Origin of the sequence: Treponema denticola ATCC 35405 (assembly GCF_000008185.1) — a bacterium.
In the GTDB taxonomy this organism is placed as follows: domain Bacteria; phylum Spirochaetota; class Spirochaetia; order Treponematales; family Treponemataceae; genus Treponema_B; species Treponema_B denticola.
The window spans coordinates 1929949-1948655 of record NC_002967.9 but is presented as its reverse complement, the minus strand read 5'-3'; the positions used below and the strand labels follow the sequence as shown (position 1 = coordinate 1948655).

The following is an 18707-nucleotide window of genomic DNA, read 5'->3' as shown; positions in this document are numbered from 1 at the left end:
ATACTTTTTATGTTATTTAAAGGAAAAAATAAATTTATTTTTATCGGTGTAATTATTATTCTTGTTATATATATTTTTGCCGCTGCCGTTCCCATGAGGAAGGATGTGTACTTGATGCCTAAGTGGTCTTCACCTATGCCGAAGGTTCAAACCGGACAAATGTATTTCGGAGAAGCGGAGGCCTCCGGAGATGAACTTAAACAAAAATTTGCCGGGAAAACTCCGATTCCTTTTTCTTTGGGTAATTTGTTCGGGTATTTTACCGAAGACGGCGAGATTTTAAGGGTCGAAACTGCGGAAGAAAGATTCAGCGCTTCTTTTTATGCTTGGACAAGATATCCCCAAAAGCCTCTTTTTACGGATATTTATAAGCCTGAGGAATTCGATTTGGAAAAGCCTTTTTTACGTATCGATAAGCCCGGTTATGTTTATCTCGATAAGGATAGAATTTTTTTGTTTGAACCGGAAGGTTCTTCTCTTTCAAAATATGATAATGCCGGTAAAAAATTATGGCACTACACCCATACCTTTCCTATAACGGCCTTTCAGTCATCTAAGGCCGGCTGCGTTATAGGTCATTCGGATGGACTTTTAGTATGCCTCGATTCTGATGGAAACACTCTTTTTAGTTTTTACCCCGGAGGCAGCACCTATCAGGCAATCATGGGGGCTGCGATTTCGGAAGACGGAAAACAAGTTCTCTGCTTATGCGGCCTTGACAAGCAAAGGGTGGCTCTTATAAATATTTCGGGCCGCCAGCATAAAATAGTATTTCATTCTTCTTTTGAAGAGGATTTAAGAAGACAGGCCTTTGCTTCATTTGATAAAGCGGGGCATTTTGCCGTTTTTGAATCCGCTGAAGGAATAGGTATTATCGATTGTAGAAATTTAACTCTTTCACTTATAAAAGAAGAAGGTTTTATTGCCGGGTTGGGATTTCAAGATAAAAGCTCATTACTTACAGTGCTTCTTAAAAAAGATGATGAATGTTCTCTTTTGTTGATAAACCCTCCCGATTTGATGATTGGAAAAACTAAATTTAAGTCTGAAAATGCCTTTTTAATTCAAAAGGAAAATAAAATTTACATAGGTACCGATGAAAAGATTACTGCATTGGATATACGGGGGCTTTAAATGAAAAAAAATCTTTATATATTTTTATTCTTTATGACTTTTTTATACTCTTATTCTTTTGAATGGCCTGTAGAAAATCCTTCTCTTTTACGTTTGTTTGCTCAAAGAAATGATGCTTTCGTTTCCCGCTCCTTGGTGTTCAAAGAAGTTGATACGGTTCGAGCTTCGGGCTACGGTAAACATATAATAAGTATAGAGGAAAAAAACAGTACACGCTTTTTTCCAAGCACCTTGGGAAATGCTATGATTTTTATAGATGATGAGGGCCTTCAAAGCATTTATGCAAATCTTTCCGATACGGATTTATTTACCTCCAGAAAAGAAACCGAAGCCGGTTCTATTTTAGGATATGCAGGAAAATCGGCATGGACCGAAGAAAAGAGTTTAATCTTTCAGGTTGCGGATACACGCAATAATGTTTTAATCAATCCTCTTTTATTTATGCCGGCTATTGAAGAAAAAACGGAGCCTCAAATTCAAAATACCGTTTTAATAAACGGCGATAAGCAGACAATCAGTTTGGAAACGGTAAAAAAAATAAAGCAAGGGTCCTATGACCTTTATTCTTCAATCTCCGATTCAACCGAAAAAGGAGGTCCGCAGCTTGCTCCTTTTAGAATTACGGTTTCCATTAACGGAATGAATATATCGGATCTTCCCTTTGAGGTTTTGAGTTCCGACGGTAAGGACCTTTATTTGCAAAATAAAAAATCGTCTTTATCTCTTTTATATGAAAAAGAAGGTACGATGCATTTGGGAAAAATAAATTTACCTGCAGGAAAGATTGAGCTTATAATTACCGTCCTCGACAAAAGCGGAAATCAAAAAAAGGCTTCTTTTATTTTTCAGGTAGAATAAATTTTTAAAATCATGTTATTTTAAAATAAGGATATCCTTTCCATTTCTTTTTTTATATCGATGTCCCAATATTCCAAGCAGATGGGACAGTTGAGTCCGTATTTTTCTAACAGGTCGGACAGCTTTGCAAAGTCTTCTTTTGAAACGGGGTTGTGTAGATCGTTTTTTCCGTCATTGGAATGGAGATGCATGTAGGCTATGTGTTTTTGATTATTGGAAAACCAGCTTTCGATTTTTTCGCCTGAAATTAGGGCATGTCCCCAATCGAGGTTTAATTTTACTTGAGGCAGGGCGACGGCTTCTATAAGTTTTGCAGTGAGGCTGCTGTCTTTTTCGCAGACGTTTTCTAAAACCACACAGCCCTTAAAGCCGGAATTTTCTACGGCCTCGTTAAAAAATTCCGCATTGCTTTTTAAAAATAAATCGAATTTAAAATCTTCCTTAAACCAAGGCATAATCTGAGTATGAAAAATTATAAAATCAAGGTTCAAGAGCTTTGCAAAAAATAAATCCCTCTTGTACATTTTTCTGCTGTAAGCGGCTATGTCCCTATTAAAAGAAGCTATATTTAAATCGATAAAGCTGCCGTGCATGGATTTTATTCCTTTTAAAGAGGGCAGCTTTTTTTCGTATTCGTTTAAAAGAGAGTATATCTCCGAGTCGGTTAAACAGGGCTCGGTAAAATCTTGAAGTTCAAGTCCTAAATTAAGCTCATTAAAAAGATTAAGATCAAAATCAGCGATTGTCCTAACGGCCTTAATCAGCTTGTTTTTCATAAAAAGTTTTTAATTTTGGCTCTTCAAAATTTTTTCGATATTTAATTCTCCTGCAAAGCAGGGAATGTTTATATCCCAGTTTTCCAAGACCTGAGGATGAACCTCCCCGAATATGCCTATTTGTTCTCCATTGTAAAGAAGACCTGCCTGCCTTCCCGGAATAAATCGGGGGTCGTCGGTTTCGCAAACCTTGTATTCTATTCCGAGGTAGTATAAGAGATTTGCCGCCTCGCTTGCTGCCGTATTAAAGTTGGCATTTTGTTCTGCTGTTAAAAAGCCTAAACTTTGGCTTGTACTTGTGCCTGTGGAGTTGGAGTCGTCAAAAAAGGCAATTTTTCCGGTCTCAAATATTTTGTGCGGATAGACTGCATTTGCAGAACCCATCTCGGCATTTAAAAGAGAGGGGAGAATAGAGTTGCGTACAAACTGATAGTTTTCGGACATCGGGTTTGAAATCTCGATAACCGAAGCTTCATCTATGCACATTCTTTCAATATAGTCTTTTTTGGAGCCCAAATAGTTAAAAATCATTTCCTGATAGCCCATGCCCGTCATAAGCCCCTTTATTTTTCGGCTCAACATTGTTGCAGGCAAAAGTCTTCCGATTGTAAATTCGTTCGGCCTTTCTGGCGTAAAGAAATTAACGGTTTTCCCCATCATTACGTCTTCGATTATGTCCACTTCATGAAGAAAATCGTTGCGGTAAGGAGATGGCTTCAGCCTAATCTTATTTCCCGAAATTTCGGTTTCCGAGTCCATGCGCTTTAGGGCATCTGCAATTTCTTCTGCCTTAAAAGAGGAGCCCAAGAGCTTGTTGACGGCTTCCACTGAAGTTTCTGCATTTTCTTGAAAATAAAACGGGGTAGTAATGGTTTTTCCGTATCCCGTTTCATAAGGATGCTCTATTTTAACGGGTAGAATCGTATATCCGCAGTCGGCAAAATCGCATGCGACTATATTTGCCGAAAGCAAAATGCTCGTCATATCAGTGCCGGTAAATTCTACAAAAAGATCTGTATCTCCTGCTTGGACGGCTCCTATTTTAGCACTGTTTATAACGGGAGGCATCGAAAGGACTTCTCCGTTTGCATCCTTCAAAAGAGGAAAGAGCTTTTTGTCTTCAAGCAATGAGGCATACTCGATTCCCTTGGGGTGTTCTTTTAGGATTTTGCGGCATGAAAGAGGCTTTTCCATATCGAGCGGAGTGAATTCCGTTTTGTCGGGATCTACGGCCGTGTATTCGATGGGCCATTTTATAAGTTTTGAACGGTAAACGCCCATAGAAACCGTTTTTCTTTTTCTTCCGAAGTTGCGGCAAAGTTTTTCCTGTGTTTGGATTATGTCGGCAAGCATGAGCTCGTCTATGGGCTTACCCGAAATTACAAAGCCTGCCGCAAAGGGGCGGATTTCTTTAAGTTCGGGCGAGGCCTTAACCATACGCTCGGCAGAGTCTTGAGTTTTTTCTTTTGATGAAAGAAAGCTCTGATAGCTTTTTGTATTTGATTTTCCTCCCGCATGGATGCGTAAAAGCCTTGCAAGGCCTGCCGTAGACCAAAGGTCGGGACGATTTGTATCGTTTAATTCTATCTTAATTATGCGCTCTTTTTCGGGAAGCGAGGTATCGGGTTTTTCGTCAAGTTCTGCCTTGGCTGATGTTAAAATTTCTTCAAGTTTGTCGTAATTCTGCTTTGCGCCGAGCTTCGCTTCAAGTTCTGCTCCTAGCATATTAAAAAAAAGAGATTCATTTACTTCAATCTTAGGCATTTTATCCTCCGCAGTTAAAAAACTGGAAGGGATTATACCATAAATTATGGCTTTATACAAGTATCGATATATTTTCTAAAAACAGCAATCTTGCAGCTAATAAAACAAAAACTCACCGAAAAAATTATGCGACAGTCCATCAAAAAGAGAGAAGTCTTATTACGGATTGAAAATATGTAAGTGTAGACTGGATATATAGTTGTAAGATAAGCGGATGATGGGAGTCGAACCCACGTCTCCAGCTTGGAAGGCTGGGGTAATAGCCGTTATACGACATCCGCAAGACTCATGCATTATATAGATTTTTAAAATTTATGTCAATACTTTTTTTAAAAAAAACATAAAAATTACAGGCACACAAAGGCGGCTATTACAGCGAAAATCTATTGAGCTTGGCTGCTTAAAGTCTGTTTATACTTAAAAGTACCGAATCTATTGTGGGAATTATCATTTTGGGTTTGATTTCATGTTTTACCGATAATAATTTGTAAAATACATCGAAAGCTTCCTGTATCGATTTTCCTATTCGGCTTTTAAAATTCATTTTTGCTTTCAGCATCCATTTCGATATATATATCATTCCTAACAACACAATAGCTTTTTCAAATCCGCGTAATAGGGCTTGATGAGTTATATCTATACTTCCTATGCTAAAAATTATCTTGCCCATGGGCGGGAAAAGGTTGAAAACGGTAATTGCCGTAAACATAAAGATTAAATTTAAAAAATTAAGTTTTTGTTTGTCGGCTGCACAAAGAATCAGGGCTGCTCCCAAGACAAGGGCTTGTACCGGCAAAAAAGGAACAAAGAGTAAGATTAAAAAAAGGCTTATACCGGAACCTATTCTAAGATACCTGTCCCTTAAAGTCCGGCTTTTTGTTTTTTCCGATTCGTTTTCACTCTTATAATGCCTTACCGCTTGTGAATTATCAGGGACAAAATCGAACCTTTCGGCCTTTACTCTTTGGTACCAGACGGATTGTATTTCAAATTCGGATGCGAACCAACCTAAAAATAAGGCTGTTAAGGTGCCTAAAGAAAATACGGGCGGAATTATGTAGACAGCCGATTTTCCGAACATGAGTAAGACTGCTAAAAGAAATTGCAGGCTGTTTGAAACAAAGGCTCCTGCCAAACTTATACCCATAAAGGAAATTGTTTTTCTCGGAATTTTTCTCATGGCATACATTAACAGACCCGAAGAAAATGTTCCGATTGCTGAAAAAAGAACGATATAAGAAAAAAGCGTTCCCGAAATAAGGGCTTGGCCTAAAACTTTTATAACTAAAAGAAGTACAAAGGCCGGAAAAGAGAAGAGGTCTATGCCTAAAATTACGGGCAGATTAGCCAAGCCGATTCTAAAAAAAGGAACCGGCTTGGGTATCATTATCTCGATTGCCGAAAGAAAAAAACAAAATCCTCCGAACAATGGAATAAGGGTATCCGCCTTTTTGGTTTTTAATGACAACCTGAGCACCCGCAGCCGCAAGCATCTTCGTCATGTTCATGACCGCATCCGCAGCCGCCTCCGCATCCTCCGGACATTTGCTGAATCAAAGCCTGCAATTCTTCTTCGGTGGTCTTTTTTACCGATAAGACTTTTACATCAAAATGGAGGGTTTCTCCTGCCAGCGGATGATTTGCATCTATGGTAATCTTATCGCCGTCTATTTTTGTAATTCTTACAATTCGGGCGTGATGACCTTCTCCGGCTTCAAAGTCCATACCGACTTCAAGTTTTACACCCTCAGGAAATTGCTCTCTGGTTGTTTCGACTATTAGATCGTCAAAAACTTCACCATAGGCTTCTTCAGGAGGAACAACTTGCTTAAACTCGGCCCCTTCTTCTTTGCCTTCAAGGGCTTTTTCCAAGCCTGAAATAATCATATTATATCCGTGGATGTACTCCAATGGACCCATTACATCGGACGAGTCAAGGACTTCGCCGTTAGCATCTTTCAGTGTGTATTCCAAACTGACTGTTGTATCTTTTTCTATTTTCATCATAAAGATAATACATATTTTATAAACAAAAATCAAGAGAAGATCCGGCAAGAAATCTCGCAAATCCTTGGGGAAATCAAATTTTTATCGGTTAGTGCACACAAAAAAACTGTCCTCAAGGCGGAGTTTTTTTCAAATTGAGGGTGGTTAATTTAATTACCGGCACGGATTGCGGTGGTATAAATTCAAGCAAATTTTTTATAATTTACTATTTTTTTCAAATAATAACTATAAATATAATGAGGAGGGGGAAATGTGAAAAAATTAGGAGGACACAAATGGTAAAAAGATTTGAAGATTTAACATTTACAAGACGATTGATTAAAAATGTACCTCCTTGTACATTTTTAATCTAAGAGTTTTGCTGTGCAAAACTCTCGAAGCAGGAACCACCGCCATCCATAGCGGTATGCAAAATCCGAGGCTATGCAAAAAACTTATTGAAATGATATTATCAGATACAATAGGTAAAATTGCTTATATCTCAATACAGCATAATATTAACACTTACGAATAGGCTAAGTCTGTAAGATTTGATGTTTTAGTGCAGGCAGAAAACGGTAAATTATACGATGTAGAAATGCAGGTAAGCAATGAACTCAATATCCCTAAACGTATGCGGTTTTACCAAGCTGCCATAGATATTTCTTTTTTGGACAAAGGCAATTCCTATAATAGCTTAAACGACAGCTTTATAATTTTTATCTGTACCTTTGATGCCATAGGCAAAAATAGGCCTGTTTATACCTTTGAAAATCTTTGTATAGAGGACAAAAACACCCCTTTACAAGACGGCACACGAAAGGTTATAATAAATGCAGAGGGCTTTAATAACACTGAGGAGAAAGAATTAAAAGAATTTTTAGAATACCTTAAAACAGGTAAGCCGAATAATGAATTTACAATGGAGATTGAAAAAATGATACAAACAGTAAAAAATAATGAACAGGCAAGGCAAGAATACAGATTATTATCTACTTTTGAAATGGATATTAAAGACAAAGCGGAGTACAGAGTAAAAAGAGAAACGGCTAAACTTATGAAACAGCGAGGCTACCCAATTTCTGAAATTTTATTAATGACAGGCCTACCTGAATCCGAAATTGAAAAGCTGTAATTTTCTATATTTAAAAAGTAAATCTCCGTATATCTAATGAAATTGGTTTATGCTTCTATAAATTACAAATTTGATTACCGTGTCAAAGTCAAGGGCTTCTTACCCCTTGATTTTTTATATAAAATGACTTAAACTTAATCTAATGCAGTTATTGCAGGATTCAACAATGTACCGGAGGACAAAATGTTACCTTTTTATTTTCTTTCAATCACAACAAATTTGATTATGGGGCTTATTCTTGTATTTTTTGACAAGACTGTTAGAGGTGATGAGCCTGCTGACCGTGAAAATAGATATCCCGTTTTAAGGGATTCAACTTTTTTGCTGTTGCTTACAATATTTTCCGGTTTTACGGCAATTTCAAAAATGCTGAGTCCTGTCGGAACCAATATAGTAATATTGGGAGATTTTTTACCCGTAGTTGCAGGACTTGCAGGTTCGATAGTATTTTTAGGGCGATATTTGGAGTCTAATTCAAATATTACCTTACCGGATTTTTTCGGCTTAGTAAAAAATTATGACGAAATAATCGGTTATGTATGTTTGGCTTCTTCCGTCTTACACCTATTATTTTCAAAGGCTATCTTTCTTTAATATTGCCGTATTTGGATTTACAGGTAATAGAGTTTTAATTTATGAAGCGGTTTGCTCTTTTTTTCTTATTTCTTATTTCTTTAAGTCTTTTGGCTTGTTCAAAAGAAGATCCTTTACAAACATTGGATTTGCCGTCGGATTCGGCTATGAACGATGCGAACCGCTTTGCCTTAATAATCGAAACCTATGTTTCTCTTTTAGATAAGCCGGGAGATGACGGCATAACCGTCTCGCATGCCAGAAAATTTGATGTCTTTCCCGTTGAAGGACTTGAGATCGTAAAAGAAGATGGAGAACAGGTTCTTTGGGTAAACCTAGGAAAAGGCTGGATTCAAAGATCAAGTGTTCAGCTTTATTCTTCTAAAGAAAAAGTATTGACTGCAGCTAAAAAATTAAAATAATGGCCATTTTTTGCCGATATAGGAGCTATGAAGTCTTTTGCTGTTTTATCCGCCTATGATATTTCGGAATATTCGTTTAAAAAACTCGAAAACGGTATAATCCCATTTGAAGCCTCTTTCCGTGCGGCTGCCGCATTTCCCGATTGTAAAAAGGTTGTTATTTTAACCTCTGCTTCATGTGAAGCCCCTATCGTTTCCATATTAAAAAATATAAAATCTGACGAGCTGAAAATAGAGTGGAAGGTTAAGGTTTTGGAAAAAATAAGTCCTCAAGCCGTATTTGAAGAAGCTGCAAAAGAAGCCGAAGCGGAATCTTCCGGCTTTGAAAATGTTTTCTTTTTGCATGGGGATGAGCCTTTTATCGATTTAAATGCAACGGAAAAACTTTTTAAGCAGCATTTGGAATACAGAGCAGAATACAGTTTTGCCGACGGATACCCTGAGGGCCTTATCCCTGAAATTCTTACCTCAGGTCTTTGTCCTATTCTTGCAAAGCTTTCAGAAAACGAAACTTCTTTTGAGCGTTCTTTTATTTTCGATACGATAAAAAAAGAAATAAACAGCTATGATATCGAAACTATGATAGCCCCCTTCGATTTAAGGCATCTAAGGCTCCGCTTTGCAGCCGACTCAAAACGGAATGCTCTTTTATGCAGCCGCTTTACAGGCATAAATGCTGAAAATTATGCAGAATTGATTGAAGAAAAAAAGGCAGAACTTTTTACTCTTCCTGCATATTACGGTATCGAGATAAATTCTTCCTATCCTTTAAAGTCGATATATAAGCCTAATGAGGTTTTAGGACTTACAGAAAAAAAAGAAATGGATAAGGCTGCTCTTTTTTCTCTTATCGAAAAAATTGCGGAATATTCGGATGATGCCGTAATTTCTCTTTCGGTTTTTGGTGAGCCTTCAATGTATCAGGATTGCCTTTCGGTAATCGAAAAAATTTTGTCGTTTCCGAAGTTATCCGTTTTGATTGAAACTTGCGGTTTATATTGGCCTTCATCATTTATAGAACGAGTTGAAAAAGTTATTGCGTCAGCTCCCGAAAGAAAAAACAAGATGCTTCCGGTTTATTGGATTGTATGTATTGATGCGGTCAGTTCAGGAATGTATGCTAAGGTGCACGGTCTTTCCGAAGATGAGGCAAACATTAAATTAAAACAAGCTCTTACTTTTACCGACAGTTTAAAAAAAGTTTTTCCCGATGCCGTATGGGCTCAAATTATGCGCATAAAAGAAAACGAGATAGAGGTTGAGCCCTTTTACCGTTTTTGGAAAAATTTGGGTGTTAATGTAATTATTCAAAAATACGATACCTTTTGTAAATTGCTTGAAGATAAAAGAGTTGCAGACTTATCGCCTTTTAATAGACATCCATGCTGGCATTTAAAAAGGGATATGTATATTTTGGCTGACGGCTCGGTGCCTCTTTGCAAAGAAGATGTTAAAAGAAATAATATTTTAGGAAATGCTTTTTCGGACAGCTTAGACTCAATCCGTAAAAAAGCATTCGAGGCATATAAGAAGCATTTGGAATGCAAATACGGAGATTTGTGCGGAGCCTGCGATGAATACTATACCTACAATTTTTAATGAACGGAAAATCCCTTATACGGTTTTAGGAAAAAGCTCCGGCGATTTTAAAGCCCCTATTTCCGTTTTGGTATTGAACCGAGGTGCCAGATATTATCTTTCTTCTCTTTTTCAAAACCTGATAGATTTGGGTTTTAACTCAATAGTTTTTGTGGATAGCTCAAAGCGGGGCTTTGAGGTAGAGGCTTTGTCTTCTCAATTCCCTGAAGTAAAATTTTTACTTCCGCTTGAAAAGGTTACTGCAGGGGAGATGATTAACTTGGGTATTTCGGAAGTATCTTCGGATTATGTTATGGTTCTGTGGAACGATATGGCTTTGTCATCTTCGGCCTTTCCTGAAACCGTGATAGATACCCTTACCCAATCGGATGTAATCTGTGTTGCTCCGGTTTTAATCGATGAAAAAAATACCCTTATTCCCGTTCAGATTGTTCCTTCTCTTACTCGCAGAGATTTTTCGACGGAACAATTTTTGTGCAGAAAAGATTTAACTCATACTATTTATATGTATGATTTTGCAGGTATTTATAATCGGGAAAAATTTATCGAGATGGGTGGCTTTGATTATACTATAGAAAATCCTTATTGGCAAAATTTGGATTTCGGATTTAGAGCCCATCTATGGGGTATGGAAATTCTTATTTCAAATTTATATAAAATGAAATATGCCGGAGCTTGTCCCCTTGAAGATATTTCCGCAGATGATTCTTATATAAAATTTTACTTAAAAAATTTAGCGCCTATTGTAGGTAAAAAAGGAGGGGGCCTGCCTTGGTATTTGTTTTTTTCTTATGCGATAAGGTCAGGCTTAAATCCTTTTAAGGCCTATAAATATTTTAAGGCTGTACAAGACTGGGTGCATATAAATAAATACCGTTTTGTAAAATCACCTCAAGACTTAATTTGTAAATGGGAGCCCAGCATATGATTGGTTTATACGAAGGAACGGCTGTAATTGTTCAAGCTCGATTAAGTTCCAAGCGTTTGGTTAGAAAGGCTTTGTTGGACTTGGGCGGCATGCCTATATTATACAGGGTTTTGGATTCGGTTAGAGAATTACCTGCCGAACATTTTATTTTGGCCTGTGATACCAATTCAAAAAAAGAATTTCAGCCCATAGCCGAATCCTTAGGCTATCTTTGTATTGACGGTTCCGAAGAAGATGTTTTAAGGCGTTTTTGTGATGCCGTTGAGTTTATAAATTCCAATTTTCCGAATAGACCTTTAAAGGCCGTTATCAGGGTTACAGCCGATAATCCGTTTCTTTTTGTACAAGCTGCCGAAGCTTCAATCCGCCGTTATTTTGAATTGGGAGAGCCCGATTATTTTACTTACACAGGTCTTCCTCACGGATCGGGAATAGAAATTATCAAGGCCGATTCTCTTTTAAAAGCCGCTTCCGAAACCGATGACGAATATGCTCATGAGCATGTGTCTCCTGCAATTTACGGACATTCCGATAAATATAGGTGTGTCAGAGAGACAGCTCCGCCTGTGTGGTATTATCCCGAACTGCGGACTACCGTTGATACCGCCGAAGACTATGAAAAAGCAAAAGAAATTTATAAGCACTTAATTTCAAATAAAAAGGCGGTTCCGTTTACGCCTGCCGACATAGTTGAGGCTGTAAGTTATGCCGACAGATTGGTTGTATTCTGTCCCTCGGTTACTCCGGGGCGGGGAAGCGGACACTTGCACAGGGTTTGCGATTTAGCGCGATCTCTTTTGGGAAAGTTAAGATGTTTGATTTATATATCCGAGTCGGATTATCCTAATTTTTCAAAATCTCTTTTAAATTCCATTCCTTCCGAAATAGTCGTAAATGAGTTTCCAAAAAAAGCGGCACTAATCGTATTGGACAGATTTAGAACATCTGAAGATGAGATGGCTTTTTTTAAAAATAGGGGGCATGTTATCGCAATTGACGATGGCGGCTCCGGCCGAAGATTTGCCGATTTTATTTTGGATATATTACCTTCACTTAAAAATGTAAGCTCGTCTGACGATGATTCCGGCTCTGAATGGCTTTCTAATCTTTTTTCGCCTGAGTTGATATCCCTTCCGGTAAATAGGCGAAAGCTCCTTTCAACTCAGAGATTGGCAAAAAATAAAAAGATACACTTAACTCCTAAACAAACAAAGGTTCTTGTAGTTTGCGGAGGGGAAAATTCTTATAGGATGACCCTTCCAATTGCACAAATTCTAGCCTCCTTAAAATTCGATGTTTCTGCAATAGATATAAATTTAGGTTTTGAAGATATAAAACGGCTTGAAGGAAAGGTTAAAGCTTTTTCAAGAATTGATAACTTAAAAGAGAGACTTTATGAATGGGATTTGGTTGTAACTCATTATGGGTTCATTGCCTTTGAAGCCTTGGCTGCAGGCTGTTATGTGCTTTTGGTTTCTCCTACCGACTATCATTATAAGTTAGGTTTAGCCGCCGGCTTTACATCTCTTCCTGCCGGGATACCTTCCAGTACCGACTTTGCTAATGTCTTTTCTCATGGAATTAAGATACCTAAAATTATTACACCTTATTCTGAATCCAAGGATTTATATTCCTTGATAAAAAATTTGTCTTTCGGTTCACGGTATCTCTGTCCTATTTGCGGGGAAGCCGGTACCTCCGAAGTTACGGCCAGAACTCCCGATAGGACTATGGCACATTGTTTAAAGTGCGGAATGTATCATATTTCTTTTATAATAAGTCCTCCAAAACAATATACCAAAACTTATTTTTTTGATGAGTATAAGGCCCAATACGGTAAAACCTACTTAGAGGATTTTGAGTCTATAAGAAAGCAGGGTATGCGCCGAATGGAAATTATCGATAAACTTTATATAGATATTTTTTATCGAAAAAGGGAATACAGTATTTTTGACGGTGAAAAGAAAATATTGGATATAGGCTGTGCTTACGGCCCCTTTGTTCTTGCTGCAAAGTATTCGGGTTGGTATGCCGTCGGAACCGATATTTCGGAAGCCGCCGTAAAATATGTAACGGACGAGTTAAAACTGCCGGCCTTTGTTTCGGCTTTTCCGGTTCTCCCGAAATCCTATGAGTATATTTACCAAAAACGAATGACGGGAAACGGGTTTGAATCGGTTTCAAGACCTATTGAAGACGGAGGTTTTGCGGCCCTTTCTATGTGGTTTGTTATCGAGCATTTTAGGGACTTGGATTCGGTTTTAAAAAAAGTAAACGATCTTTTGATGCCGGGCGGTATTTTTGCTTTTTCAACTCCGAACTTTTCCGGCGTTACGGGAACTTTTTCGCCTTATAAATTTTTTGCAGAAAGTCCTACCGACCATTATTCCATATGGGATTCAAGAACTGTAAGGTCTCAGCTCAGTATGTACGGCTTTAAAGTTTTAAAGGTTGTTTCGATAGGTCATCATCCTGAAAGATTTAAGTGGTGTAAAAATCTTAAAAAGAACGGAATACTTTGGAACATAGTTATGGCCATAGGCATGGCTATAAGCAAACTTTTTAAACTCGGAGACAGTATGGAAGTTTATGCAATGAAGCAGGGAAGACTGGAGGATATAAAATGAAAAAATATGTTTTAGCCTTTGATCAGGGAACTACGAGCTGCAGGGCAATCTTGTTCGATAAAGACGGAAAAAAAATTGAAACTGCCCAGCAGGAGTTTTCTCAAATTTTTCCTAAGCAGGGCTGGGTCGAGCATGATGCCATGGAAATATGGGGAAAGCAAAGCGGTGTAGCCCGCGAAGTTTTGGAAAGAAGCGGAGTTTCCACCCAAGAGATTGCTGCAATCGGAATTACCAATCAGCGTGAAACAACCGTTGTTTGGAACAAAAATACCGGCCGTCCCGTTTGTAATGCTATAGTTTGGCAGTGCCGCAGAACCGCCGATATCTGCGATGCTCTTAAAGAAAAAGGCCTATCCGATTCTATCAGAAAAAAAACCGGCTTGATAATAGACGCTTATTTTTCGGGAACCAAGATAAAGTGGATTTTGGATAATGTTCCCGAAGCAAGAACTCTGGCCGAAAAAGGCGAGCTTCTTTTCGGAAACATCGACACTTGGCTTATCTGGAATTTGACCAGAGGTAAGGTGCATGTAACCGATTATACAAACGCATCCCGCACCTTGCTTTTTAATATTCACACCCTGCAATGGGATAAGGAGCTTTTAAAGGCTATGGATATCCCCGAATCTATGCTGCCCGAAGTCAAGCCTTCAAGTTATGTTTACGGTTATACCGAAGAGCATACATTCGGAGGATCTAAGATTCCGATTGCGGGGGCTGCAGGCGATCAGCAGGCAGCCCTCTTCGGGCAAGCCTGTTTTGAAGAAGGCTCTGCAAAAAACACTTATGGAACCGGCTGCTTTATGTTAATGAATACCGGAGATAAGATAATAGAATCAGAAAACGGGCTTCTTACGACTATTGCCTTCGGTATAGATAATAGTGTAAAATATGCCTTGGAGGGAAGTAGTTTTATAGCGGGTGCTGCAGTTCAATGGCTGAGAGATGAGTTAAAACTTATCTATACTGCCCACGAAACGGAATACTATGCAGGGCTTGTAAACGACACAAACGGAGTTTATTTTGTTCCGGCCTTTTCAGGTCTGGGTGCTCCCTACTGGGATATGTATGCCCGCGGTGCTCTTTTGGGCTTGACAAGGGGAGCGAAAAGAGAGCATATTGTACGTGCGGTCTTGGAAGCCATCGCCTATCAAACAAAGGATGTCCTTTATGCTATGGAAAAGGATTCCAAGATAAACTTAAAATCGCTTAAAGTAGACGGCGGAGCTTGTGCCAATAATTTTTTAATGCAGTTTCAGTCGGATATTTTAAATGTGCCCGTTTTACGCCCCTACGAAAAAGAAACGACGGCCTTGGGGGCTGCCTATCTTGCAGGCCTTGCCGTTGGCTTTTGGAAAGAGCAGGGCGAAATAAAACGGATTCAGGATATCGAAAGGGAATTTAGGCCGGACATGGAAGAAGAAAAAAGAAAGACTCTCTATGCCGGATGGAAAAAGGCTGTAGAACGCTCAATGAAATGGGCCTAAAATTTTAGGAGGTACGATAAACAGCTCGGCAGGAATTCAGCCTCACTGTTTATCTTCGAGTTTGCCGTAAACGGCAAACATCGTTTATCGTATGCGGTTTGTAAACAAACCGCTTGAAAAAACTTTTTTCGGAAACTAATGTTTCCTGCAAAAAGTTTTTAGAGAGGTAGGTTATGTATAATTTTGAATTTGAAGTGCCGGTTAAAATTTTATTCGGTAAGGGCAGTATTGAGAACCTCGTACCTGAGATTCTCAAATACGGAAAAAGAGTTCTCCTATGTTACGGCGGTGGAAGTATTAAAAGAATGGGGCTTTATGATACAATCATTAAAAAACTGGATCAAGCCGGAATCTTTTATAAGGAACTTTCCGGTATTTCGCCCAATCCCCGCATTGAAGAAGTTGAAGAGGGAATAAAGATAGTCCGTGAACACAAGCTGGATTTTATTCTACCCGTCGGAGGGGGAAGCACCATCGATTGCTCGAAGGCTGTTTCTGCCGGTGTAAATTATGCAGGAAGCGCATGGGATTTGATTACGGGCAAGGCCGAAATTAAAAATGTACTTCCGATAGGAACGGTACTGACTCTTTCTGCTACCGGTTCCGAGATGAACTGCGGAGCCGTTATTTCAAACCTTAAAACGAAGGAAAAGCTGGGCTTCGGAGCTCCGCCCCTTCTTCCGAAATTTTCGGTTCTTGATCCCGAATACACCTATTCCGTTCCTAAAAATCAGACAGCCGCAGGTACGGCCGATATTATGAGCCACACCTTCGAATGCTATTTTAGCCTAAATGACGGGGCCTATCTTCAAGACAGGTTTGCAGAAAGTATCTTAAAAACCTGTATCGAATACGGACCCTTGGCTATTAAAAATCCCGAAAGCTACGAAGCCCGCTCCAACCTTATGTGGGCAGGTACATGGGCTATAAACGGCCTTTTAAGCGACGGTAAAAAAACGGCTTGGTCTGTTCATCCTATGGAGCATGAGCTGAGTGCTTTTTATGACATCACTCACGGAGTGGGGCTTGCTATTTTAACTCCTCATTGGCTGAGGCATTGCTTAAACGATAAAACCGTTAAAAAGATTGCAGATTACGGTGTAAATGTTTGGGGCCTTCCAAAAGGAGAAGAAGTTTATAAAACTGCCGAAAAGGCAATCGAGTGTACTTCGGACTTTTTTAAATCTCTTGGCATTCCGATGACCCTGAAGGAAGCGGGAATAGGCGAGGAGCATTTAAAAGAAATGGCTGAAGCCGCTGTTGCTCACAGAGGTAAAAACGGAGTTATCTACGGCTTTCAAGAACTTCGAGCCGATGATGTTTATGCAATATATAAGGCTGCTCTTTAAGTAAACTATGAGCGATGATTTTGAGGTAGTGCGTCCCGAAGAGCAGGCCGGGGACGAAAAGGACAGAGATCTTCGTCCCCGCTCTCTTGTAGACTTTCAGGGGCAGACAAAGGCAAAAGAAAATCTTTCCGTTTTTATAAAGGCTGCCCGCGAAAGGGGAGAAAGCTTAGATCATCTTTTTTTGATAGGTCCGCCGGGATTGGGAAAAACAACCCTTGCCCAGATTACGGCCAACGAACTCGGTGTCGATTTTAAGGTTACGGGGGCTCCCGCCCTCGATAAGCCCAAGGATTTGGCAGGTATTCTTACTACCTTGACGGAACGCTCCGTATTCTTTATAGACGAGATTCACCGTTTAAAGCCGGCCATCGAAGAGATGCTTTATATCGCAATGGAAGACTACGAACTTGACTGGATAATAGGGCAGGGGCCGGGAGCCAGAACCGTGCGTATTCCGATTCCGCCTTTTACCCTTGTCGGAGCGACCACGAGGGCAGGCATGGTTTCAAGCCCCCTTATAAGCCGCTTCGGTATTGTGCAGCGTTTTGAATTTTACAGCCATGAGGAGCTTGCCTCAATTATAAGCCGCTCCGCTTCAATCCTCGAAATCGAAATAGAAAAGAAGGCTGCCATTGCCTTAGCCCGCTGTTCCCGCGGAACCCCAAGGGTAGCAAACCGCTTATTGCGGCGTATGAGGGACTTTGCCCAAGTTGCAGGCAAAAGCTCGATTGACGAGATGACGGTTGCTGCAGGCCTAAAGCAGCTAAACATCGACGGCCTCGGCCTTGAAACCTATGACAGGCAGATACTCCGCTCCATTATCGAAAATTACTCGGGCGGCCCCGTCGGCGCCGAAACCCTTGCAATTTCTATAGGAGAGTCTCAGGATACCTTAGAGGATTATTACGAACCCTACCTTATCCAGTCGGGCCTCCTTCAGCGCACTCCCCGCGGCCGAATGGTTACGCTTAAAGCATACGAACACCTCGGCCTAAATCCGCCTAAACTTGGCGATGGGCAAGAGGGGCTCTTTGATTAAGGGAGAGCCCTGCCTTTTTGATTAGGGGAGATAACCCGCCTCAATCATCCACATCTTATGTATTTTTTGATTTCTAAAGTCTTCGGGGATTGAGGCCTTTGTTATGTCTTTTACCCTTATCTTTTGTTCGGAAAAATTAATAAGCTCTGCCTCATCGAATTTTATCTTTTGGGAATTGGTAGAAAAATAAAGCTTTCCGTTTTTTGACAGCACTTTTAGGCAGAGGAGGCAGAGTTTTAGCCAATCTCTGTTTACATCAAAAATATCCGCACTTTTTGAATTTGAAAAGGTAGGAGGATCGCAGATAATTAAATCCCATTTTTTTTGTTCTTCGATTGCTTTTTTTAAAAAAACGATTACATCGCTTTTTATAAGCTGGGTTTTTTCTTCATCGAAGAGCTTATTTAATTTTAAATTTTCTTTTGCCCAATTTAGATAGGTATTTGAAAGGTCTACCGAATCAACGGAAGCGGCTCCGCCCTTTGCCGCATGAACCGAAAAACTTCCCGTGTATGAAAATAGGTTTAAAACTTTTTTATTTTTTGCTTCTTTAAAAACCATGGAACGGGCAGGGCGGTGATCCAAAAAGAGACCTGAATCAAGATAGTCTTCGACATTTACATAGAAAAAACATTCTCCTTCCTTTACTCTTATAAGATTTTTACTTGAGCCTGCCTTTTCGTATTGGCTTTTCCCTTTTTGCTTTTCCCGCAATTTTATAAAGATTCTTTCTTTAGGTATTAAGAGACTTGAAGATGCAGCTTCTTCAATTACTAAAAGCCATTCCCTTTCTTCTTCCTGGGATTTTTCGTAAGGTCTTTTGTAAAGATAGATAAGCAAAAAGGCTCTTTTTTCCGTTTCTTCTGTTTCGGCAAAGTAGATGTCGACTGCAAGAGGAATTTCAGGTATATCCTTGTCATAGAGCCTGTAAGCAAAAACGCCCTCCCGTTTTGCCCACTTTAACAAATGTTTAAATCTTTTTTGAAGGCGGTTTTTAAAAAGCTCCGCCTGATATTGATTTTTTTGCATC

At 39.4% G+C, this 18707-nt stretch carries 15 protein-coding genes, 1 tRNA gene and 1 pseudogene; 11 read left to right on the top strand and 6 right to left on the bottom strand.

Annotated features, from left to right (window positions below; translation table 11 throughout):
* The first annotated feature begins 9 nt into the window (after window positions 1–9).
* Both TDE_RS09160 and TDE_RS09155 read left to right on the top strand, forming a co-directional pair.
* Window positions 10–1134, top strand: coding sequence for a hypothetical protein (locus TDE_RS09160; protein WP_002679631.1), 1125 nt, complete (start codon window positions 10–12; stop codon window positions 1132–1134).
* Complete coding sequence (locus tag TDE_RS09155) at window positions 1135–1992, top strand: hypothetical protein (protein WP_002679630.1); 858 nt, start codon at window positions 1135–1137, stop codon at window positions 1990–1992.
* A gap of 20 nt (window positions 1993–2012) precedes the next feature.
* On the opposite strand, the gene TDE_RS09150 is transcribed toward TDE_RS09155, so the two are convergent.
* The 5 genes from TDE_RS09150 to TDE_RS09130 form a co-directional block, all read right to left on the bottom strand.
* The gene (locus TDE_RS09150; protein ID WP_002669752.1) at window positions 2013–2768 is read right to left on the bottom strand and encodes a sugar phosphate isomerase/epimerase family protein; all 756 of its coding nucleotides are present in this window, start codon (window positions 2766–2768) and stop codon (window positions 2013–2015) included.
* 9 nt (window positions 2769–2777) lie between these two features.
* Window positions 2778–4532, bottom strand: coding sequence for a phenylalanine--tRNA ligase subunit beta (gene pheT / locus TDE_RS09145; protein WP_010957104.1), 1755 nt, complete (start codon window positions 4530–4532; stop codon window positions 2778–2780).
* A 209-nt stretch (window positions 4533–4741) separates the two neighbouring features.
* Window positions 4742–4813: transfer RNA gene (locus tag TDE_RS09140), tRNA-Gly, on the bottom strand.
* Window positions 4814–4932: 119 nt separating this feature from the next.
* The gene (locus TDE_RS09135) at window positions 4933–5919 is read right to left on the bottom strand and encodes a Gx transporter family protein (RefSeq protein ID WP_002679628.1); all 987 of its coding nucleotides are present in this window, start codon (window positions 5917–5919) and stop codon (window positions 4933–4935) included.
* Window positions 5920–5990: 71 nt separating this feature from the next.
* Entirely contained in the window at window positions 5991–6539 is a 549-nt protein-coding gene (locus tag TDE_RS09130; RefSeq protein WP_002669747.1) for an FKBP-type peptidyl-prolyl cis-trans isomerase, read from the bottom strand.
* 406 nt (window positions 6540–6945) lie between these two features.
* Between TDE_RS09130 and TDE_RS09125 the strand changes: the two are divergent.
* The 9 genes and pseudogenes from TDE_RS09125 to ruvB all read left to right on the top strand — a co-directional run bounded on the left by TDE_RS09125 (window position 6946) and on the right by ruvB (window position 17677).
* A pseudogene (locus TDE_RS09125) lies at window positions 6946–7653 on the top strand (Rpn family recombination-promoting nuclease/putative transposase).
* 183 nt (window positions 7654–7836) lie between these two features.
* Complete coding sequence (locus tag TDE_RS09120) at window positions 7837–8247, top strand: hypothetical protein (RefSeq protein ID WP_002669743.1); 411 nt, start codon at window positions 7837–7839, stop codon at window positions 8245–8247.
* Window positions 8248–8288: 41 nt separating this feature from the next.
* Window positions 8289–8648 carry a lipoprotein gene (locus TDE_RS09115; RefSeq protein ID WP_002679626.1) on the top strand — a complete coding sequence of 120 codons (360 nt, stop codon included), beginning with the start codon at window positions 8289–8291 and terminating at the stop codon, window positions 8646–8648.
* Between the two features lie 27 nt (window positions 8649–8675).
* Window positions 8676–10247 carry a spiro-SPASM protein gene (locus TDE_RS09110; RefSeq protein WP_002679625.1) on the top strand — a complete coding sequence of 524 codons (1572 nt, stop codon included), beginning with the start codon at window positions 8676–8678 and terminating at the stop codon, window positions 10245–10247.
* Entirely contained in the window at window positions 10222–11175 is a 954-nt protein-coding gene (locus TDE_RS09105) for a hypothetical protein (RefSeq protein ID WP_002679623.1), read from the top strand. The genes TDE_RS09110 and TDE_RS09105 overlap by 26 nt, the downstream gene beginning before the upstream one ends.
* Window positions 11172–13802: a cytidylyltransferase domain-containing protein gene (locus TDE_RS09100; RefSeq protein ID WP_002679616.1), complete on the top strand. Its 2631-nt coding sequence runs from the start codon at window positions 11172–11174 to the stop codon at window positions 13800–13802. The genes TDE_RS09105 and TDE_RS09100 overlap by 4 nt, the downstream gene beginning before the upstream one ends.
* Window positions 13799–15289: a glycerol kinase GlpK gene (gene glpK / locus TDE_RS09095; protein WP_002669730.1), complete on the top strand. Its 1491-nt coding sequence runs from the start codon at window positions 13799–13801 to the stop codon at window positions 15287–15289. The genes TDE_RS09100 and glpK overlap by 4 nt, the downstream gene beginning before the upstream one ends.
* Window positions 15290–15462: 173 nt before the next feature.
* Complete coding sequence (locus TDE_RS09090) at window positions 15463–16638, top strand: iron-containing alcohol dehydrogenase (protein ID WP_002679610.1); 1176 nt, start codon at window positions 15463–15465, stop codon at window positions 16636–16638.
* Window positions 16639–16645: 7 nt separating this feature from the next.
* Complete coding sequence (gene ruvB, locus TDE_RS09085; protein ID WP_002679608.1) at window positions 16646–17677, top strand: Holliday junction branch migration DNA helicase RuvB; 1032 nt, start codon at window positions 16646–16648, stop codon at window positions 17675–17677.
* 21 nt (window positions 17678–17698) lie between these two features.
* Here ruvB and TDE_RS09080 read toward each other — a convergent pair whose 3' ends face one another.
* Window positions 17699–18706, bottom strand: a complete 1008-nt coding sequence (locus TDE_RS09080) for a class I SAM-dependent methyltransferase (protein ID WP_002679607.1) — start codon at window positions 18704–18706, stop codon at window positions 17699–17701.
* Window position 18707 lies beyond the last annotated feature (1 nt).